This window comes from Candidatus Neomarinimicrobiota bacterium (assembly GCA_022560655.1).
GTDB lineage: Bacteria > Fidelibacterota > Marinisomatia > SCGC-AAA003-L08 > TS1B11 > JADFSS01.
Genome location: JADFSS010000042.1, coordinates 1 through 18,373 on the forward strand (window position 1 = coordinate 1; position 18,373 = coordinate 18,373).

Below are 18,373 nucleotides of genomic sequence, written 5' to 3' on the forward strand. Positions count from 1 at the left end.
CAACGTAAGTGAGGATGTCATGGACGACAGCATCGCCGTCAAAGATATCGATACCCTCGTCGCCTCGATAGGGCACCATGTAGCCTTTATCGATAAGGTCACGGCCGCTGGGACGCACATGCCAGTGGCCCCCGATGACAGGTAAGGAGTACATCCCGCTGCCATCGGTGGTATCGATTACGCTGGTCGGTCCGTCCGGTTCGCCGAAAATGCGTATGCCAGCGATGCCGGTCCCGCTTTCATCGGTGAGGGTACCACTGATGGTGGCGGTGGTAGTCTCGTAAACGAAATTCAAGGGGCTCAGGGCATCGCCGACGCCCACGTAGGTTTCGATGAATTCGGGCACGGGGAACATGCCCCGGTAAAGCTGCCAGAAGTCGACGGCCACGAGGCCGAATTCCTGGTTGGCCTCATCGTCCGGAATAAACAGCTCGTACGCGCCGTTGATATCCGACAGGGTCAGGAACAGCGTTTCGAAGTCACCGTCACCGCCACCTTCAAAGGTGCTAAGGGGAAAGGCCGCCAGGATCACATTCTCCACGGGGGTACCAGCGAGCAGGGTAACGGTGCCGGCAAGGCTGGTAGTGGAGGTGGGTGCCAGCACATCCAGGGTGGCCAGACCGATGTCGGTGGGAGCGGGGCCGGCACTGTTGGCCAGACTGATGTAGATCGTCGCGCCCTGAATGGCGAATATCTCGTCACCCTCTTCACCGGTATCAATGGTAATCTGCCAGACGCCAGGGGTACCGTCCTCATCATCAGCGTCACCGTCCTTGATGATGATGGGGCCGTCGTCATCGCGCCCGTCATCGCCGGGATTGAAGAGCAGGTCGGTGGCGGCGTCAAAGGTGCCGTCGCCCTCATCCACAAACAGCTCGATCCAGACCGAATCGGCATAGGTGATGGAAATCACGATGGAATCGCCGGCCTGGAAGCTGGTGATGGACGTGCCGTCAAGATCGGTAACTACGATGGGGATGGTGACGACGAACGCGCTGCTTTTCAGCAGCGACAGCTGCCGCTGGGGCCTTGCGCTGAGACGGCTCTCGAGCCGCTCCACGGGAGACTGCACGCGCGGGCGGAAGCGCTGCTGGGCCTGGACACGCTTGGCCTTCTGCCGCGTCAAAACCGGTTTCGTGCTCTGAGCCCTGTCGCCGGTGGTCCGGCGAATATCCCTAGTAGCGCTACGAATAATCGAGCGCCAGCTCAGCGCGTTGCGGGTTGCCCTGATGGTGGTGGCATAGCTTTCAGCCATGGAGGCATCGACCGGCGCCACAATTGCGGGACTCAGCCCGGTTTTTTCAGTTTCTTTGGCCGCTGCGCCGGCCACCAGGGCGGTGACCGCAATCAGCGGAAGCAAGAACCAGACAGCCTGCTTTTTCATCGTTTATTCCTCCCAACGAATATCGTGCATTGGAGTCAAATTCGGCATCCAGGCCTGCGAACTGCCCGGTGCGCGGACAGTATACGGGCAATCCCTCATCGAAGTCCGTGAGCTGCGACACATAGTTTAAAATGGGTGCAAAATAGTGAGCTGCGACACATCGATTTTGAGCTCTCTATCACGTTCATGTTATACCCGCTTAGCATCAACTTCAAACCTATCCCGGCTGTTATGTCACCCGTCCGTTCAAGTAGCCCCACTACTCAGTTCCCCTCGCCAAATCCGCACATGGGTAGACAGGTTTTCGCTATTTCATCGGGGGGCAGAGTAAAGAACTGTTCCGACACAGACACAAACAACGGTGACATCTCATTTGCGCTCAGACAATAGCACCAGCTGCCAAAGCAGTGGACTCCTCACTTAGCGCTCGCACAAAGCTACGGCAGGGTGCAAAAACAAGCAAGTCATTCCCGCAGTTTGCCGGCTCAGACTCGGTTGAACATAGGTCCTCGCCCCCGGGAATGTGTCGCTCACGAAGCATCCGGGCCTGCCCCCAGCGGGTTCAAATTGCCCCCTGCAGGAATTCAGTGCAGGGGAATAAGATTGCCGAGGATGTAGCCGATGACAACGCCAGTCAGCAGGATGACCGTCAGCATTCTACGGTTTAGGGCTCCCAGTCGATAGCCCTTCTTCATGGCCACGGTCGATACCAGGTAGCCCACCGAATTCAGCATGTAAAAAATCGGGATTGAGAAAAGTTTGACGATGAGCGGCCCAACCACCGGAACCACCGCAACGAGGGCGCCCAGCGCAACAAAACCGTTGGTTACAATGCCCGCTATAAGCGCAAACAGGGCTAACAGCTTGGCGTCAACCTGCAGGTAAACCCCGGTTAACACAGCGGCGGTAATGCCGCCCACGATGGCCATGGCACGCCAGTACTTGCGGAAAAAGGCTTGAATTTCTGACCACATGAGGTTCAGTCTCAACTGTGAAGCTACGTTATGGACGCAGCGGAGCAAGATTCAATTTTGCCCGCACCAGGAAGGGGGGTGATCCGAACTCAATCCAATTGTATCTCCGTGCTACAGGGTCAATGCCCAGCCTGATTTCGTGCCCTTCCCCAGGCAGCAACCGCGCGACAATATCGGATTCCGCCAGCACCGGAGAGCCTGCAACCTGCCCTTCGAAGCGCGCCTCCACTATGAACAGCGGTCCACCCTTGCGGGCAGCAGACAGCTGCTCGGTACAGTGCGCCGCCAGCGCCCAGATGACCCCCTCCACTTCCACCAGCAGCCGCCGCGTCTCAGCCACCTTCCACGGGTGCCGCTCAATCCAGACCAGTGCGCTGAAAAGATTATGGGTGGGCTCCGGCCAGGGGCGTTGCTCTCCGCTGGCATAGGATATCCGTCGAGCGGCCAGCTCGTACTGAACCCAAGAATGATTGCTGTGCCGGCGCTCACGGACCTCCTTCTCGTAGCGCTGAGGATAGCCGGAGTTGGCGTCGAGCCAGATGCGGTAGCGATTGTCCACCGCATAGATGGGGTCGAACCAGCGCCGGGTGCGGGCGCGGTATTCCTGCTGGAACCCCGCTGCGTTTTCCACCTTAGCGACCGTAACCTCCACGACGGGGATGCCCAGCCAGGACACCGTGTACGACAGACTATCTGCTGCCTGGAGCCGGCCTGATCCCACCGCCATGCCTCCCAGCAGTAGCGCACAGATCAGCTTCACGGCCCAGCGGGCGTCAGGCGTCATGCCCGGCGCAACATGAGCCCGGCCGCTGTGTGTAAAGCCATGCGCCGTGCACGGCATGCTAAACTTCCTCCACCCCGGATCTGACCCAGGGGAGACGGTTACCCCATAGCGAAGCCAGTCCCACGACTGACAGATAAGGGATATGCAGCAGGAACCAGAATGGGAAGTGGCGCCGCAAGTCGCCCAAAGGCAATTTTCTCGATCCGATGGTGAGCAAGAGTGCTTCGGCAGCCGCTTTCAGCAGGACAGCGGGAATGAGCGTGGGCAGCACCGCGCCAGCACGGGTCAGTGCCGCCACCGCCAGGACGATGATCAGAAGATTGACCCCCAGGGTGGCAAGGGGAATGACCAGGAAGGCGGGATTGACGCGCACAATACCTACGGCTTCACCGGCCCACCGAATCCGTTGGGCCAGAAAAAGACGCAGCGATTGAGCCGGCCCGGTCACCACCCAACTGTTGGGATCAGATGCAAACGTGACCCGGGCGCCGGCTTTGCGCCGGACCAGCTGCAGAAACAGAGCGTCGTCACCTCCGAGGCGGTGAGCCAGATCGTGAAAGCCGCCCACCGACTTGAAGAGCCTGCGTCGGTAGGCCTGGTTCTGGCCGCTGCTGGCCCAGGCGGTGCCCATCAGCGTGGCGCCCCGGCCCGCCAGCATGAGCATGGTAAAGTCCACCTGCTCAAATACAGTGAGGGGCCGCTCGGCCGCCTCAGGCTCAGCAGCCCAGGCTGCCCCGCCGCGGCCAGCCACCCGGGACCAGCCTACCACATAGTCGGTTGCGGGGGTAAAATAGCCCACCAGGCTGGAGACCCAGCCCGGACCCACCTGGCAATCGGCGTCGGTAAACAGTAGTATCTCGCCCGCGCTGGACCGGATGCCGGCGTCCAGGGCGCGCTTCTTGTGGGCCAGTTCCTCACCCCCCACGGAGGAGTTCACCACCTTGAAATTCTGAGCCGTGCCCACAGCCTCCTGCACCCGGGCCAGAGAGGCCGCTGACAGCCCGTCATCAACGACGACGCACTCCAGCTGGGCAGGGGGATAGTCCTGGTTTTGCAATTGTTCCAGCAGCGGCCCTAAGCTGCGGGTCCAGTTCCGGGCAGCCACGATGACCGAGACGGAGGGCTGTGCCCGGCTGCGGGGCGGCTCTGGACGGAGCTGTCCCAGGATAAACCAACCCAACGCCAGCACATAGACCACCAGGCAGCCCTTGAAGACTATCAGTGCCAGACTAAGGAGGGACAATGCGCTTACGGATTAAGAATGCTAATGGCCAGAAGAAAATAGATCAACACACCAAGCACATCCGTGGTTGTGGTCACAAAGGGCCCGGTAGCCACCGCCGGGTCCACATCGAGCCGTCGCAGTATGATGGGCACCACCGTACCCAGACTGGTTGAAATAAGCATGGAGGCGCAGATGGCGAGGGCCACCACGATCCCCAGGCCCAGAGTTCCGTAGAACAGCCAGGCCAGCAGGCCCAGCAGTAGCCCGAAGAACACCCCCAAGATGAGACCCACCCGGAGCTGCTTGCTGATGAAGCTCCAGACCCGGGTGACATTGACCCGTCCAGTGGCCAGTCCACGGATGGTGATGGTACTGCTCTGGGTGCCGATATTGCCCCCCATGCCGATAATGACCGGAATGAAGCCCGCCAGTACGATCATCCTGGACAGTTCATCCTGAAAGCTGACGATGACCGACATGGCCAGCACCCCGCCCACCCAGCTGGCCAGTAACCACGGCAGACGGGCAAGAGCATTCTGGAGGACCGGCTTCAGCAGGATCTCACGATCCTTGCCCGCACCGACCATCTGCAGGAAGTCTTCCGTGGCCTCCTCCCGCACCACGTCGAGGATATCGTCCACCGTGACGATGCCCAGCATGGTCCCGTCATGGTCCACCACCGGCACCGCCATGATGTTGTAGCGCGAGACGATGTGGGCCACCTCCTCCTGGTCTGTCCCGGGGCTGACCGCCACCACGTCACGTTCCATGATACTGGACAGCGATTTACTGGCGGCATTCATCAGCAGCTGCCGGAGCGATAGAATGCCCTGGAGCTTGCCCTCTGCATCCACAACGTAGATGTAAAAGGCCATCTCCGCCTCTTCGCTGAGTTGCTGTACCTTCCGAATCGCCTCGCTCACCTTGAGGTCGTCCGACATGGCCAGGAAATCGGGCGACATGATGCCACCGGCCGAGTCGGCCTCGTACTGCAGGAGCTCCTCAATGCCCTCCGCGTCCTCCGTTTTCATCAGGGCCATCACCTGCTCACGGAGCTCGTCGGGCAACGCCTCCAGCAGGTCGGCCTGGTCATCGGTGGACATGGCAGCGGTCACTTCCATAATACGCTGGGGCTCAAGGGCGGCGATGAGCTCCAGGCCGATGCTCTCGTCCAGCTCGCTCAGGATCTCGCCGACCCGTTCCGGCTCCCGGATCAGGTCAAAAATCTCCCGGCGCTCCCGGGCCGTAAGGTGGCGGAACATCCAGGCCAGCTCGGCGGGGTGAATCTTGTTCAGCACTTTGCTCAACGCCGAACGCGCCTTCCGCCGGTAGAGCCGCCGAACCGTGTCCAGCAGCACCAGCCCTTCGTTACCGATGAATTCCAGCTTCATTTTCCGTCCGCGAAGTTGATGACGTCGTGGCGGGTGATAAGTCCCACCGGGCGGCTGTCTTTGGTGAGGATCACCGCCTGATGTTTGAGCAGCAGTTGGATGGAATGGGCCACGCTGGCCGATTCCTCCACCGCCGGGAAGGCCTGCTCCATGACCTCCTCAACCGCGCTGTCAAGCCCCGCCATGTCCTCCAGGGCAGCGGCCAGCAGGCTGCTCTCCCGTACGCTGCCGAGATTGGCCGGGCCATCCAGGACAGGCAGTTGGGACACGTTATGTTTGGTCATCAGTGCCAGTGCCTCGCGCACGGCCATGCGGGGTCCCACGCTTACAATCGGGGGCAGTTCCTGGCCCTTCATCTGGCGCAGCCGGCGCAGGGATACCCGCTCACGGCTCAGCATGCCCTTGTCCTGCATCCATTCGTCGGAGTAGTGCTTGGACAGATAGCGCGACCCCGTGTCGGGAATGAGGGTGACCACCACCTGGTCGGGGCGCATGCCCGCGGCCACGTCCACCGCTACCTTAACGATGGTACCCGCCGAGCCGCCGGCGAATATGCCCTCTTTGCGGGCCATCTGGCGCGAGGTGTAGAACGAGTCCTCGTCGTCCACGTTGACGATCTCATCCACCAGGTCGATGTCCAGATTGCCGGGAATGATGTCCTCGCCGATACCCTCCACCAGGTAGGGGTGCCCAGGCGAGATTTTCCGCGTCTCCTTGTAGGCCTTCAGAATGCTGCCGTAAGGGTCGGCGGCCCAGATCTTGATTTCGGGGTTGCGTTCCTTCAGGTAGCGGCCCACGCCTGTGATGGTCCCACCCGTCCCCATGGAGGCGACGAAGGCATCGATTTTGCCGTCCATCTGCTCCCAGATTTCCGGCCCGGTGGTGTCGTAATGGGTCTGGGTGTTGGCGAGGTTCTCGTATTGATCGGCCAGCACCGCGCCGGGTGTTTCTTGGGCCAGTCGCCGCGCCACCGAGTAGTACGAGCGGGGATCGTCGGGCTCCACTGCGGTGGGACAGATGATCACTTCCGCCCCCATGGCCCTGAGCAGTCGGCGCTTTTCGTCGCTGACCTTGTCGGGCATGACAAAGATGGCGCCGTAATCCCGCACGGCACACACCAGGGCCAGAGCCATGCCCGTGTTGCCGCTGGTGGCCTCCACCACCACGCCGCCGGGCAGGAGGCGGCCCTCCTGCTCGTAGTTGTTGATGATGGTCAGGGCAATGCGGTCCTTGACGCTGCCCCCGGGGCTGAGATACTCCACCTTGGCCCACAGGGCCGCGCCGTTGGGGTCGGCCAGCTTGTTGATGCGCAGCATGGGGGTACTGCCGAACAGCTCCAGGATGGTGTCGGCCTTGAGCAGATGGGCCATCAGCTCTCACCCACCGTGACCAGTCTGCCCTGACTGTTCAGGGAGCGGAAGCCCGCATAAGCCAAAATTGCCGCCACCAGCAGCCATTGTGGTGCCACATGCCCTCCCAGCGTGTACCAGTCAGCTCCAGTTTCCGATCTATTGGCAAACCAGGTAGCCAACCCGTTATTGGTGGCGTGCACCAGGAAGGGGGGCCAGATGCTGCCGGTCCGCCAGGCCAGGTATCCCAGCACGACCCCCAACAGGTAAATCTGCAAAGCCCACCAAGGATTGAGGTGCAGCAGCATGAAGACAACCGCCGATATGAGCACCGCCTTGGTGGCGTCGCGGTAGCCCGCCTCCAGCTGGCCCTGGAGGAAACCCCGGAAGACCAGCTCCTCCAGCAGGGGCGCCACCAACACCGCGCCGCCTATGACCAGCAGCGCTTCGGTGGACGTACTGAAGGCGAGAAAATTCATCCCTTCCGCAATGGCAGCGGGCATGGGGATAATGGACGCCAGCAGCCGGTCCAACTCGTCGATGAGCACTGAAATGCCCAGGCCTATGAAGAGGGCATCCCGCAGGACGACCGGGGCTACGGCCCGAATTCGGAGGGTGGACGCCAGCGGCATGGCCCGCCGACGAAGCACCAGCACCAACGGCACAAGAAAGAGCAGCGTACTGAGCAGCAACGCCCAACGGGGCAGATTGAGGTCGGCATCGGCAGGGTCACCCAGGGCCCGGACGATGAGGGCCCCCATCAATTCGCCAAAGACAATGACACCTATGGTGACATACAGGGCAAACCGCACCTGCCGCCGCCCGTCGGTAAGCTCCCGATAACCGTTTTCCAGGGCCATAGCGGGGGAAGTTAGACACGGGCCAAAGTGACATCAAACGAAAGCCTGACCGTCGGGCCTTGCGGCCTGCTTACAGGCGCGCACAGCTCCCGCCGGGCAGCGCCGCATTGGGCCCCCCGGCCGACGCTGGCGACCTTAACTTCCAGACCGACGCCAACGGCCATCTCAAGGAGGGGCATCATGACCAGACATACGTGGATCCACGCCGTCGCAGCGATACTGTTAATGGGCAGCTCGGGCCAGGCCTCAGCTAGCGGACCCTCGCGATCGCGGCCCGTGGCCACCTACTCCATCGTGGCCCGTGACCCGGCCACCGGTCAGCTGGGGGTCGCCGTGCAGTCGCACTGGTTTTCCGTGGGCTCGCTGGTCACCTGGGCACGGGCCGGCGTGGGAGCCGTGGCGACGCAGTCATTCGTCCTGGTGGACTACGGCCCCGACGGTTTGCGCCTCATGACCGCGGGCACCACCGCACCGGACGCCCTGGCCCAGCTCGTAGCCGCCGATGAGGGCCGGGCCGTGCGCCAGGTGGCCATGATCGACGCTGCCGGTAACGTGGCCGCCCACACCGGCGACATGTGCATTCAGGCCGCCGGGAATATCGTGGGGGAGAACTTCTCCGTGCAGGCCAACCTCATGCTCAGCGCGGAAGTCTGGCCGGCCATGGACAAGGCCTTCCGGGCCGCCGAAGGGGGCCTGGCCATGCGCATGCTGGCCGCCCTGGAAGCGGCTGAGGCCGCGGGCGGGGACATTCGGGGCCGGCAGTCGGCTGCCATGCTCATCGTGGCAGGCGAGCGACAGGAGCAGTCCTGGCAGGGGGTGGAGCTGGAGCTGCGGGTGGAGGATCATCCCGACCCTCTGGTGGAGCTGCGCCGCCTCATCCGGGTGCATCAGGCCTACGAGCACATGAACGCCGGCGACCTGGCCGTGGAACATAAGGACGACGAGGGCGCCCTGCGGGAATACGCCGCCGCCGAGGCCATGTTCCCCGAGAACCTGGAGATGAAGTTCTGGCACGCCGTGGCGCTGGCCAATATGGGGCGCCTGAAAGAGTCGTACCCCCTGTTCAAGACGGTGTTCCGGCAGGACGAAAACTGGCGAACGCTGCTGCCGCGCATGCCGGCCAGTGGGCTGTTGGAGCAGAAGGCGGTGCAGAAAATATTGAAAAAGGTGAAGTAAGGGGGCAGCAGCTCGTTAGGGTGCGTTGCCTAGCTTATATTGAAAGGTACCCTCATTATAGTGTCTCAACGCCTGCTTCACGTTGCGCCTTGCCTGTGAACTAGTCCGAGATTTCTGGTTTATTAGCGGTTCATACGCATCAATACATTCACGTTCCTTATTTTTTGCATCCGTCTCCGTGCTGGAAGGGCAGAAGTACACGTCAAATCTCGCTCGAGGTTCGCATTTCAGGATGAAGTATTAAAAGAAATGCATCTTATAGTCATTGGGTGAGTGTAACTGGAACTTATTTCTATATTCCGTCAACAGCCTCGGCAGGTCTTTGGTCCTTCCAACATAAATCTTGTATAGTCTGTTATGGAGTACCATTATCCAGATATAAACACAGGGCTGACCTTTCAGATAATTCAGTGTGGTTGCTTCGCGCACGGTCACGAGCTCTTTGAGTCAAACGTCGGGTAGAGCTAGCTTGAAGTCCCGGTGAAACGCAGGCTCTTCATCGGTTAGAAGTTGGTACTTTGGCAAACCACTGAGAGTCATTCGATTCCCAATCCTGTTCTGCGGTTGGGTACCGATCCGTGTAAACTCGTTACGCCCACTCCCCCACCCTATCCGCAAAGCGCACCAGCCCCTCCCAGATGTGCTCCGGGTCCAGGTGGGACTCGGTTACGATCTCCTCACCGCTTACGATGGGAAACAAGGGTTGGAGTCGGCAATTGAGAATCAACCCGATTTGATCATTCTCGATATCCGCATGCCCGTCATGGACGGCCTAACGATGCTTACCAAGTTGCGCGAACGAGAGGATGGGAAAGCCATCCCGATCGTCATTGTTACCGCCAAAGACCTCAACGATCAAGAACGTGACGACCTTTCTGGACAGGTAGTTCGCATAATAGAAAAGAGCGCCCATACGGCGGAAATTATGGGAAGTACCGATAGATATCCCTGCGATGTAGAATCCGCATAAAAACCAGATCGTCACCGCGACGCATAAGGCCAATGCGGTAGGAGCCATGCCGGATGCGATAATAATCCTTTTCTCCACTGATTTTTCTCAGCGATTTAAGGTTGCGGATGTGATCTAACCGGGGGATTTCATCGAAAACCAGGTGCGTTACTTTCCGACGAACGTCAGGGGGTAGCCTCTCCATATCTTTGAGGAACGTCCGCTTGAACCGGACCTTCATTCGCTCAACTGAATCTCCAGCCGGGCTTCTTCCAGGTCCATTTCCTCATCCTCGACGGCTTCATCCATCGCTTTTGCAAGACCAAAGTCTAGGATCATTGCTTCGATCTTCTTGAACTCTCTGTAGTCCAGGACAACAGACTCAATCTTCCCTTGATCATCGACAATAAATGATTTCACGAGGTCCATGCAAATTCCCTTTCCGGTCGGAGTTTCAACCCCAATCTAGCACGTAAGGCAAATTAGATCAAATGGAATAAACTTCAGCCGCAGATGACGGTCAATCTACTCCACCTCCCGGTCCGCGAACCGCAGGATCCCCTCCCACACCCGCTCCGGGTCCAGGTGCGACTCGGCGATGATCTCCTCCACCGTGCCGCCGGTGCGCCAGCGGTTGTCCCAGTCGGGGGTCAGGGCGAAGCGCCTCAGGCGGCGGTCGCTCACCCAGTGCTGCATCAGCTGGTAAGCCTGGTTGGAGACGATCATGCTGTTCTGCCAGTCCCAGGCCGATAGCACCTGCTCCCGGTAGGTGCGGGACTGCAGCTGGAACAGGCCGTGGCTGATGGCGGCCACGATCTTCACGTTGGGCCCTTCCTCAACGATGCGGGGCAGCAGCTGAATCACACTGCTCGTGGCGCTGGTCCCTCTGACAATAAGGGTGCCCGCCTTGGTCTTGCCCTGGTCGAACCCCTTGATCACGTAGGCCCCTCTGGCCGCCTCCAGGTGCGAGGGCATGCCCAGTGCCTCCCGGTCGGGAATCTCGATGGCGGGCCGCGTCAGGTGCAACGCAATAATGGGGGCGTCGCTGAGCAGGGCCGCGCTCAGGGCCGGCGTCACTTCGTTGTGTTCCCAGGGGTGCAGGCTGATGACGTGGCCCTCCGGAAAGAGCTGCGTCACGCCGGGAGCAAAAATGCCGAAGTGGGTGCGGCTGTCCTCAGCCGTCTCCGGCCCTGAATGTCCCGCGATCCATAGCAGGCGGCCCACCCGCAACTCCGCGTCCTGCGCCAGCTGGCTGAACAGCCGCATGGGGCCATACTTCAGGTAGGAAAACGAGCCGTAGGTGCTGCAGGCGCCCAGAAACCCCTGGTAGTCCTCGTAGGGGGTCTTCGAGAAATTCACCGTTGCCAGACCGGCCATGATGCCGGCGTTGGCAAACTCGGTGATGGCCTGAGGCAGAAGGGCGCCCTGGTGGTTGCTGTGGCGATCATACCAGCCGAAGCCGCCGAACTCGCCCCAGTTCTTGGCGAAGCCCGAAATATTGGTGGAATCGGCCAGGTCGGCGGAGGCGGCCACAAAGATGGGCACCCCACTGCGCCCGTGGCTGAGCTGGTTGATCCAGGCCCCGAACTTGGCCAGCGCCGCCCGGTTGGGGGCCCGGCTCCCCGGTTCAACGAAAAGCTCCGGGGGATACTCCTCCGCGTTCCTCAGCACCGTTTTGGGCAGCCTGAATTTGGCCCCCGGCACAAAACCTTCCAGTTCCTCCGGGACCGAATCTCCCAGCGCCACCAGGCGGCCGGCCAGAAAGTCCACCAGCTCCTGGTCGTTGCGCAGCACCGTAAACACCTGCCGGAAATGGCTGGCCGACTCCTCCCGGAACTGGCGGGCATCGGTGGGGGCCGGCTCGCCAAAATTCTCAAAAGTGACGCCATACTTGTTGGCAAATTCTCTCCGGCCCTCCCAGAATAGCTCGCTGTTGGCCTTGTGGGGTGTGCCGTGGGACTTGGCGTCGTAGACGCCGTAGCCGCGCCCTTTCCGATTTCGCGACCAGAGCATCTTGGGCTTGCCCTCCCCCGCTGGGCTGTTCAGCAGGATAAAGATCTTGGCCAGCTGCTCCCAGTCCTGGCCCTCCTCCGTGCCCACCGCGTGGAAGCCGTAGGGCTTGAACCAGTCGGGCGGGGTGCCGTGGATGACCGACGAGAAGGGCCGGTCGTCGATGCCGAAATCGTTCCAGTCCACCACGTAAATGAGGTTGGACAGGCCCAGGCCATAGGCCGCGTTGCGGGTCTCGTGGCTGGCCCCGGTGGTGAGTCCACCTTCCCCATCATAGGCCCACACCCGCACCTCCGGCACGCCCGCCATCTGGTAGGCCAGCGCGATGCCCGCCGAGGGTGGTGAACCGTGGCCGCTGGGTCCGGTGTTGAATTTTAGAAACAGGCTCTTGCCCGCCATCTCGGCGTGGCCCGGCAGTCCCCCCCGGCGGCGAAGATCGAGCAAGTCCTCCCAAACCAGGGCGCGCCGATCAAAATCCTTCACCAGGTATTCCGGACTGTTGGTCTGCTCGTACTTGATGCGCAGCGCTTCGTTATAGACGGCCAGCATGGCATAGACCAGCGGCACGGTATGCCCGGCCACCAGCACAAACCGGTCCGCGAAGCGCTTGCCGGGATCGCGCAGATCCCAGCGCATGGCCCCCGAGAGGGTGTTGGTTACCAGCAAGTGGACCTTGGACCGCGAGCCGCCCGGGTGCCCGCTCTGGCGGTGGTTCAGCATGATGTCGATGCATTGGTCGATGAGGTCTTTAATGACCTCGTAGTAGCCAAACTCTTCTTTTAACTGGGTCAGAGGGTACGGTGTAGGTGGCCTCACGGCGGCTAAGCCCCTGCGGTGGCGGCGAATCGGTCCAGCATCAGGTTGCCACCACAGCGGACACTTGTTCCGGCAACTTCTTCCGTGGCGCTGCCGGAGACGGTCCGCCAGCAAGAATTTCTCTGAGCACCTCACCCGTATACGACCGTTCATTTGCGGCCACCTCCTCAGGCGAGCCTTCCACCACCAGCTCGCCGCCCTCATCGCCCCCCTCGGGGCCCAGGTCCACGATCCAGTCCGCGGTCTTGATCACGTCCATGTTATGTTCGATGATGACCACCGTATTGCCCTTGTCCACCAACCGATTGAGCACCTTCAGCAGCATCTCCACGTCAGCGAAGTGGAGACCCGTGGTGGGCTCGTCCAGCAGGTAGATGGTCCGGCCGGTACCCGTCTTGGAGAGCTCGGACGCCAGCTTCACCCGCTGGGCTTCACCGCCCGAGAGCGTGGTGGCCTGCTGGCCCAGCCGGATATACCCCAGACCCACCTCGCACAGCGTCTGCAGCTTGCGTGCGATGGGGGGGATGTTGGCAAAGAATTCCAGCGCCTCCTCACAGGAAAGGTCCAGCACCTGGGCAATGTTGCGGCCCTTGTAGGCCACCTCCAGGGTCTCCCGGTTGTAGCGCTGGCCCTTGCACTCCTCGCATTGAACGTAGACATCGGGCAGGAAGTGCATTTCGATCTTGATGATGCCGTCGCCCTGGCACGCCTCGCACCGCCCCCCCTTGACGTTGAAGGAGAACCGCCCCGGTTTGTAGCCTCTGATCTTGGACTCGGAGAGCTGGGTGAACAGGTCGCGGATGGGCGTAAAGAGGCCGGTGTAGGTGGCGGGATTGGACCGGGGCGTGCGGCCGATGGGGGACTGGTCGATATTAATGACCTTGTCCAGGTAGAGCAATCCCTCGGTGCTCTCATAGGGGAGCGGCTTCTGCTTGCCCGCATACAGCTCCCGGCTGAGGATGGGATACAGCGTTTCGTTAATGAGGGTCGATTTGCCCGAGCCGCTCACCCCGGTCACGCAGACAAACCGTCCCAGGGGGATATTGACGGTGATATGCTTCAGGTTGTTGCCGCTGGCCCCCTCCAGCCGGAAAAATTGGTCCGGCGCCGGGCGACGCTCGCTGGGGATGGGGATGGACCGCCGGCCCGACAGATATTGTCCGGTCAGCGAATCCGGGTCGGCCATGATGGCCTGCGGGGTCCCCTTGGTCACCACGTAGCCCCCCGCCTCCCCGGCGCCCGGTCCCAGGTCCAGCACCCAGTCGGCGCTCTCGATGGTTTCCCGATCATGCTCCACCACCAGCACCGTATTGCCCAAATCCCGCAACCGGGAGAGGGTGTCGATGAGCCGTCGGTTGTCCCGCATGTGCAGTCCAATAGAGGGCTCGTCCAGGATGTACAGCACCCCCACCAGTTGGCTGCCCACTTGCGTCGCCAGGCGGATACGCTGGGCCTCGCCGCCGCTCAAGGTCGTGGCGGTCCGGGAGAGGGTCAGGTAGTCCAGCCCCACATTGACCAGAAAGCCCAACCGGTCGCGAATCTCCTTGAGCACCTGCACGGCGATGGCCTGTTGGGTCGGCGGAAGCTGCAGCTGCTCAAAAAACCCGTGCAGCCCCTTCACCGACAGGTTCACCAGCTGCGCGATGTTGCGGTCGTCCACGGTCACTGCCAGGCTCTCCTTGCGCAGCCGGGCGCCACCACAGCCGCCGCAGGCATCGATGGACATGAACTGCTCGATCCACTGGCGGATGCCGGGGGACTGCGTCTGGCCGTAGCGCCGCTTCAGATTAGGGATGATGCCCTCGAAACCGCCGTAGTACTCGCCCTTGAAACGCTTGGAGCGGTACTGCATGGTAATCTTCGCATCGGGGCTGGTGCCGTGCAAAATGACCCGCTGCACCTCCTCGGACAGCTTCTTCCACGGGGTGGTGAAGTTGAAGCCGTAGTGCTGGGCCAGGCTCTTGATGATGGAGCTGTACCAGCCGCCCCGGGGCTGTTCGCCAATGGGCACCACCGCACCCTGGATCAGGCTCTTGTGCTTGTCGGGCACCACGAGCTCGGGGTCGATCTCCATCTGCGTGCCCAGGCCGTCGCAGTCCGGGCAGGCGCCATAGGGTGAGTTGAAGGAAAACATGCGTGGTTCGGGCAGCTCGTAACTGAGTTCGCAATCGGGGCACGAAAGGCTCTCGCTGAACAGGTGGTCGTGTCCCCTGCCGCGGGCGTCACCCGCCGTCTCCACGTTGGCCACGACCACCCCGCCGCCCATTTTCACCGCCAGCTCCAGCGACTCGGTGAGTCGCTCCTTGATGCTGGGTTTGACCTCCAGGCGGTCCACCACCACCTCAATGGTGTGCTTCTTGTTCTTGTGCAAAATGATTTTGTCGGTGAGCCTGCGCACCTTGCCGTCCACGCGCACCCGTATGAACCCTTCCTTGCGAATGCTGCGGAACACCTCCTTGTACTCACCCTTGCGGCCCCGTACTACCGGGGCCAGCAGCTGGATGCGCGCAGCATCGGGAAACGCCAGGATATGGTCCACCATCTGCTGGATGGTCTGGCGCTGCACCGGCTGGCCGCAGTTGGTGCAGTGGGGCACACCGATGCGGGCATACAGCAGCCGCAGGTGGTCATAAATCTCGGTGATGGTGCCTACCGTGGAGCGGGGGTTCCGGCTGGTGGATTTCTGCTCGATGGACACGGTGGGCGACAGCCCTTCGATGGCGTCCACATCGGGCTTCTCCAGGAGGCCCAGGAACTGGCGGGCATAGGCCGAGAGTGATTCCACGTAGCGGCGGTGCCCTTCGGCGTAGATGGTGTCAAAAGCCAGGGAGCTCTTGCCTGAGCCCGACAATCCGGTGATGACCACCAACTGGTTGCGGGGGATCTCCACATCAATGTTCTTGAGGTTGTGCTCCCGCGCTCCCCGGACGTATATCTTCTCTGCGTGGTAGGCCGGCATGAACTGGTAAAAGTAGCACGACCAAACTGGCCTGGAAAGGGAAATTGGGGACTGCAAAAAAACAAAACGCAGCCCAACGGGTCTCCCCCGCGACATCTGGGCCCCTGATCGGCCGGGTAGGGCCAGCCAGGCCGCTCTTGATGGCCCCGCTGGCCAGCCCTAAGCTCCAGCTCACCCGCTGCGACTGTGGCGGCGGCTAGCTACAGGACACAGACCATGGCCCGTTCATCCCCGCAAGTTGACCATTGGCGCACCACCACCGATGGTCCCTTGACCGAAGCGGCCCTACGCCGGTACCCCGTTATGAGTAGTAACTTTTACCTTGTGTCTATTGTACACAATGTGTACATTGCGCTAAACAGAAAGGGGTTCTGTGAGTACCACCGTCACCGTACGATTGCGTGATGAGATCGCCAAGTTGCTCGACGAGATTGCCAGGGATACCGAGCGATCACGCTCCTTTCACATTCAGAAAGCCGTGATCGCCTACCTGGAGGAGTTCGCCGACGCCCAAGTGGCCCTGGACCGTCTCCGCGACAAGAAAGATACCATCATCACTGCCCAGGAAATGCGCAAGGTTCTTGGCCTATAGCATCTCCTACAAGCGGTCGGTGGCGAAAGACCTTAAACACATCTCGAAACAAGAAAAAAACCGTATTCTGGACCAGGTTGAACAGGCTTTGTCGTCAGACCCTTATCGCTGCCCACAACTGAAGGGTGACTATGCCGGGCTGCGTCGGCTACGGGTGGGAAACTACCGTGTCATTTATGCCATCACTGCAATGGATGTCCTCGTGCTCCGCATCGGCCACCGGCAAGATGTATACCGCTAGCTTGAACAGAACCCGACGGACACCCGTGCATGCAAATCAGCGTTGACCACTGGCGCACCACCACCGACGGTCCCCTCACCGAGGCGGCCCTCCGCCGCAAGCTGGAGCAGCGCGGCTACCGCGTCACCCGCTACGTCTATCCCCCCGGCACCACTTTCCCCGACCACACCCACACCGTGGACAAGCTCGACGCCGTGCTGGCGGGGCGCTTCCGCCTGCGCATGCAGGGCCAGGAGCTGCTGCTGGCGGCCGGCGACGTGCTGGCGGTGCCCCGGGGCACCGTCCATAGCGCCGAGGTGGTGGGCAGCGAGCCGGTGGTGAGTCTGGACGCCGTCAGGGAATAGCAGCCGCCTGGGCCCTGGCGGGCCGGATGCGGTTTTGCTTTGCTCAGGATGCCGCTCACCCTATATTATCCAACACGGCGATCCATCATTTTGGAAGCGAGGAGGACCCATGGCAACCTATTTCATGTTTGGTATCTACGACGCGGACGCACTGGATGATATCAGCGCCGAGCGCACCCGTGCGGCCCATCAGGTGGTGGAGAGCACGGGCGGCAAAATCGAGGCCATGTACGTGCTCATGGGCGACACTGACTTGGTGTTAATCGCCGACTTTCCCGACGCCCGCAAGGCCATCAAGGCCTCCATCGAGCTGAGCAAACTTACCGGCATCTCCTTTTCAACCACACCCGCTATGAAAGTGCAGGAATTTGACCAGTTGATAGCCGGGGACTAACCGCTTTCCATGCGTAACCGCCTGCCAGGCGCACTGGCGGCAATGGGCGTTGCAGCGCTCACGGGCTACATGGCAGTCGGCCTGCTGGCTGGCGCTGGTCCCCAACCCGCCTATGCCCGGCTGGCCCCGGGAGCACAAGCTGACAAGGATGGCAAGGTGATCAAGACTGATAAAGAGTGGCGTGAACTGCTTACGGCGGAGCAATATCACATTATCCGGGCTAAGGGCACCGAGCGGCCCTTCACCGGCAAGCTGCTGAGACTCAAGGACGACGGACACTACCTCTGCGCCGCCTGCGGCAACGAGCTGTTCAGCTCGGCGACCAAATACAAGTCCGGCACCGGCTGGCCCAGCTTCTGGGAACCCATCGCCGAAGGCAGCGTCGCCATCGCCACGGACCGTAACTGGGGCATGGTGCGCAAGGAGGTGCTCTGCAGCCGCTGCGACGGCCACCTGGGCCACCTGTTCAGCGATGGGCCGCAACCCACCGGCCTGCGCTACTGCATCAACTCCGCCGCACTTACGTTTACGCCGGACAAAAAATAGGCTGGCCCGGCATGAACCTGCGACCCGGTGTGGCATCGGTGCCGGCGCGGACCGCGACAGCGCAGCCCTTGCCCCGCCACTTGCGGCCGCCACCGCCCCCACCATTCGATTGACACACCCCTCCCAGTGTGCTAAACTGTCGCTCGCTATTTCGGGGCGGGAGATTGGGGAGAGCTAAATGTCGGCATTGAAGACCCAAACGTTGGGCTATCCGCGTATCGGGCGCGAGCGGGAAATGAAACGCGCCCTGGAGCGCTACTGGAAAGACAAAATTGACGGTGCTGCGCTCCTGCAGACCCTCGTCGACGTGGAACTGGATGCCTGGTCGGCCCAACGTGAGGCCGGCATCGACTATATCGGCGTAGGTGACGCCACCCTC

At 61.4% G+C, this 18,373-nt stretch carries 19 protein-coding genes; 8 read left to right on the forward strand and 11 right to left on the reverse strand.

The genetic code is table 11. The annotated features are described in order from the left end of the window. The 7 genes from IH971_07325 to IH971_07355 all read right to left on the reverse strand — a co-directional run. A partial coding sequence (locus IH971_07325) for a hypothetical protein (protein ID MCH7497645.1) occupies positions 1-1,384 on the reverse strand: 1,384 nt, incomplete at its 3' end. 584 nt (positions 1,385-1,968) lie between these two features. Beyond that, positions 1,969-2,358: a hypothetical protein gene (locus IH971_07330; protein ID MCH7497646.1), complete on the reverse strand. Its 390-nt coding sequence runs from the start codon at positions 2,356-2,358 to the stop codon at positions 1,969-1,971. Positions 2,359-2,386: 28 nt separating this feature from the next. Next, the gene (locus tag IH971_07335) at positions 2,387-3,142 is read right to left on the reverse strand and encodes a DUF3108 domain-containing protein (GenBank protein MCH7497647.1); all 756 of its coding nucleotides are present in this window, start codon (positions 3,140-3,142) and stop codon (positions 2,387-2,389) included. Positions 3,143-3,200: 58 nt separating this feature from the next. Beyond that, positions 3,201-4,385 (reverse strand): glycosyltransferase, encoded by a 1,185-nt coding sequence (locus tag IH971_07340; protein MCH7497648.1) that lies wholly within the window; start codon positions 4,383-4,385, stop codon positions 3,201-3,203. Between the two features lie 5 nt (positions 4,386-4,390). Then, positions 4,391-5,758 carry a magnesium transporter gene (mgtE, locus tag IH971_07345; protein ID MCH7497649.1) on the reverse strand — a complete coding sequence of 456 codons (1,368 nt, stop codon included), beginning with the start codon at positions 5,756-5,758 and terminating at the stop codon, positions 4,391-4,393. Then, entirely contained in the window at positions 5,755-7,128 is a 1,374-nt protein-coding gene (locus tag IH971_07350; protein ID MCH7497650.1) for a pyridoxal-phosphate dependent enzyme, read from the reverse strand. Before IH971_07350 ends, mgtE begins: the two co-directional genes overlap by 4 nt. Beyond that, positions 7,128-7,967 carry a CPBP family intramembrane metalloprotease gene (locus tag IH971_07355; protein MCH7497651.1) on the reverse strand — a complete coding sequence of 280 codons (840 nt, stop codon included), beginning with the start codon at positions 7,965-7,967 and terminating at the stop codon, positions 7,128-7,130. Before IH971_07355 ends, IH971_07350 begins: the two co-directional genes overlap by 1 nt. Positions 7,968-8,147: 180 nt before the next feature. On the opposite strand from IH971_07355, the gene IH971_07360 reads away from it, so the two are divergent. Beyond that, positions 8,148-9,143, forward strand: a complete 996-nt coding sequence (locus tag IH971_07360; protein MCH7497652.1) for a DUF1028 domain-containing protein — start codon at positions 8,148-8,150, stop codon at positions 9,141-9,143. Between the two features lie 655 nt (positions 9,144-9,798). Next, positions 9,799-10,113 (forward strand): response regulator, encoded by a 315-nt coding sequence (locus IH971_07365; GenBank protein MCH7497653.1) that lies wholly within the window; start codon positions 9,799-9,801, stop codon positions 10,111-10,113. Here IH971_07365 and IH971_07370 read toward each other — a convergent pair. The 4 genes from IH971_07370 to uvrA all read right to left on the reverse strand — a co-directional run bounded on the left by IH971_07370 (position 10,067) and on the right by uvrA (position 15,877). Then, positions 10,067-10,333, reverse strand: coding sequence for a type II toxin-antitoxin system RelE/ParE family toxin (locus tag IH971_07370; protein MCH7497654.1), 267 nt, complete (start codon positions 10,331-10,333; stop codon positions 10,067-10,069). The genes IH971_07365 and IH971_07370 overlap by 47 nt on opposite strands. Continuing rightward, positions 10,330-10,521, reverse strand: a complete 192-nt coding sequence (locus IH971_07375) for an antitoxin (protein ID MCH7497655.1) — start codon at positions 10,519-10,521, stop codon at positions 10,330-10,332. The genes IH971_07370 and IH971_07375 overlap by 4 nt, the downstream gene beginning before the upstream one ends. Positions 10,522-10,617: 96 nt before the next feature. Beyond that, positions 10,618-12,822, reverse strand: coding sequence for a transketolase (locus IH971_07380; GenBank protein MCH7497656.1), 2,205 nt, complete (start codon positions 12,820-12,822; stop codon positions 10,618-10,620). 136 nt (positions 12,823-12,958) lie between these two features. Next, complete coding sequence (uvrA, locus tag IH971_07385) at positions 12,959-15,877, reverse strand: excinuclease ABC subunit UvrA (protein ID MCH7497657.1); 2,919 nt, start codon at positions 15,875-15,877, stop codon at positions 12,959-12,961. A gap of 373 nt (positions 15,878-16,250) precedes the next feature. Between uvrA and IH971_07390 the strand changes: the two genes are divergently transcribed. The 6 genes from IH971_07390 to IH971_07415 all read left to right on the forward strand — a co-directional run. Then, positions 16,251-16,469, forward strand: a complete 219-nt coding sequence (locus IH971_07390) for a ribbon-helix-helix protein, CopG family (protein MCH7497658.1) — start codon at positions 16,251-16,253, stop codon at positions 16,467-16,469. Further along, entirely contained in the window at positions 16,459-16,710 is a 252-nt protein-coding gene (locus IH971_07395; protein ID MCH7497659.1) for a type II toxin-antitoxin system RelE/ParE family toxin, read from the forward strand. The genes IH971_07390 and IH971_07395 overlap by 11 nt, the downstream gene beginning before the upstream one ends. Positions 16,711-16,739: 29 nt before the next feature. Further along, positions 16,740-17,054: a cupin domain-containing protein gene (locus tag IH971_07400; protein MCH7497660.1), complete on the forward strand. Its 315-nt coding sequence runs from the start codon at positions 16,740-16,742 to the stop codon at positions 17,052-17,054. A gap of 109 nt (positions 17,055-17,163) precedes the next feature. Next, entirely contained in the window at positions 17,164-17,448 is a 285-nt protein-coding gene (locus tag IH971_07405) for a GYD domain-containing protein (GenBank protein MCH7497661.1), read from the forward strand. A 69-nt stretch (positions 17,449-17,517) separates the two neighbouring features. Beyond that, positions 17,518-17,994, forward strand: coding sequence for a peptide-methionine (R)-S-oxide reductase MsrB (msrB, locus tag IH971_07410; GenBank protein ID MCH7497662.1), 477 nt, complete (start codon positions 17,518-17,520; stop codon positions 17,992-17,994). 178 nt (positions 17,995-18,172) lie between these two features. Next, the coding region (locus IH971_07415; GenBank protein ID MCH7497663.1) for a hypothetical protein at positions 18,173-18,373 on the forward strand (201 nt) is incomplete at its 3' end.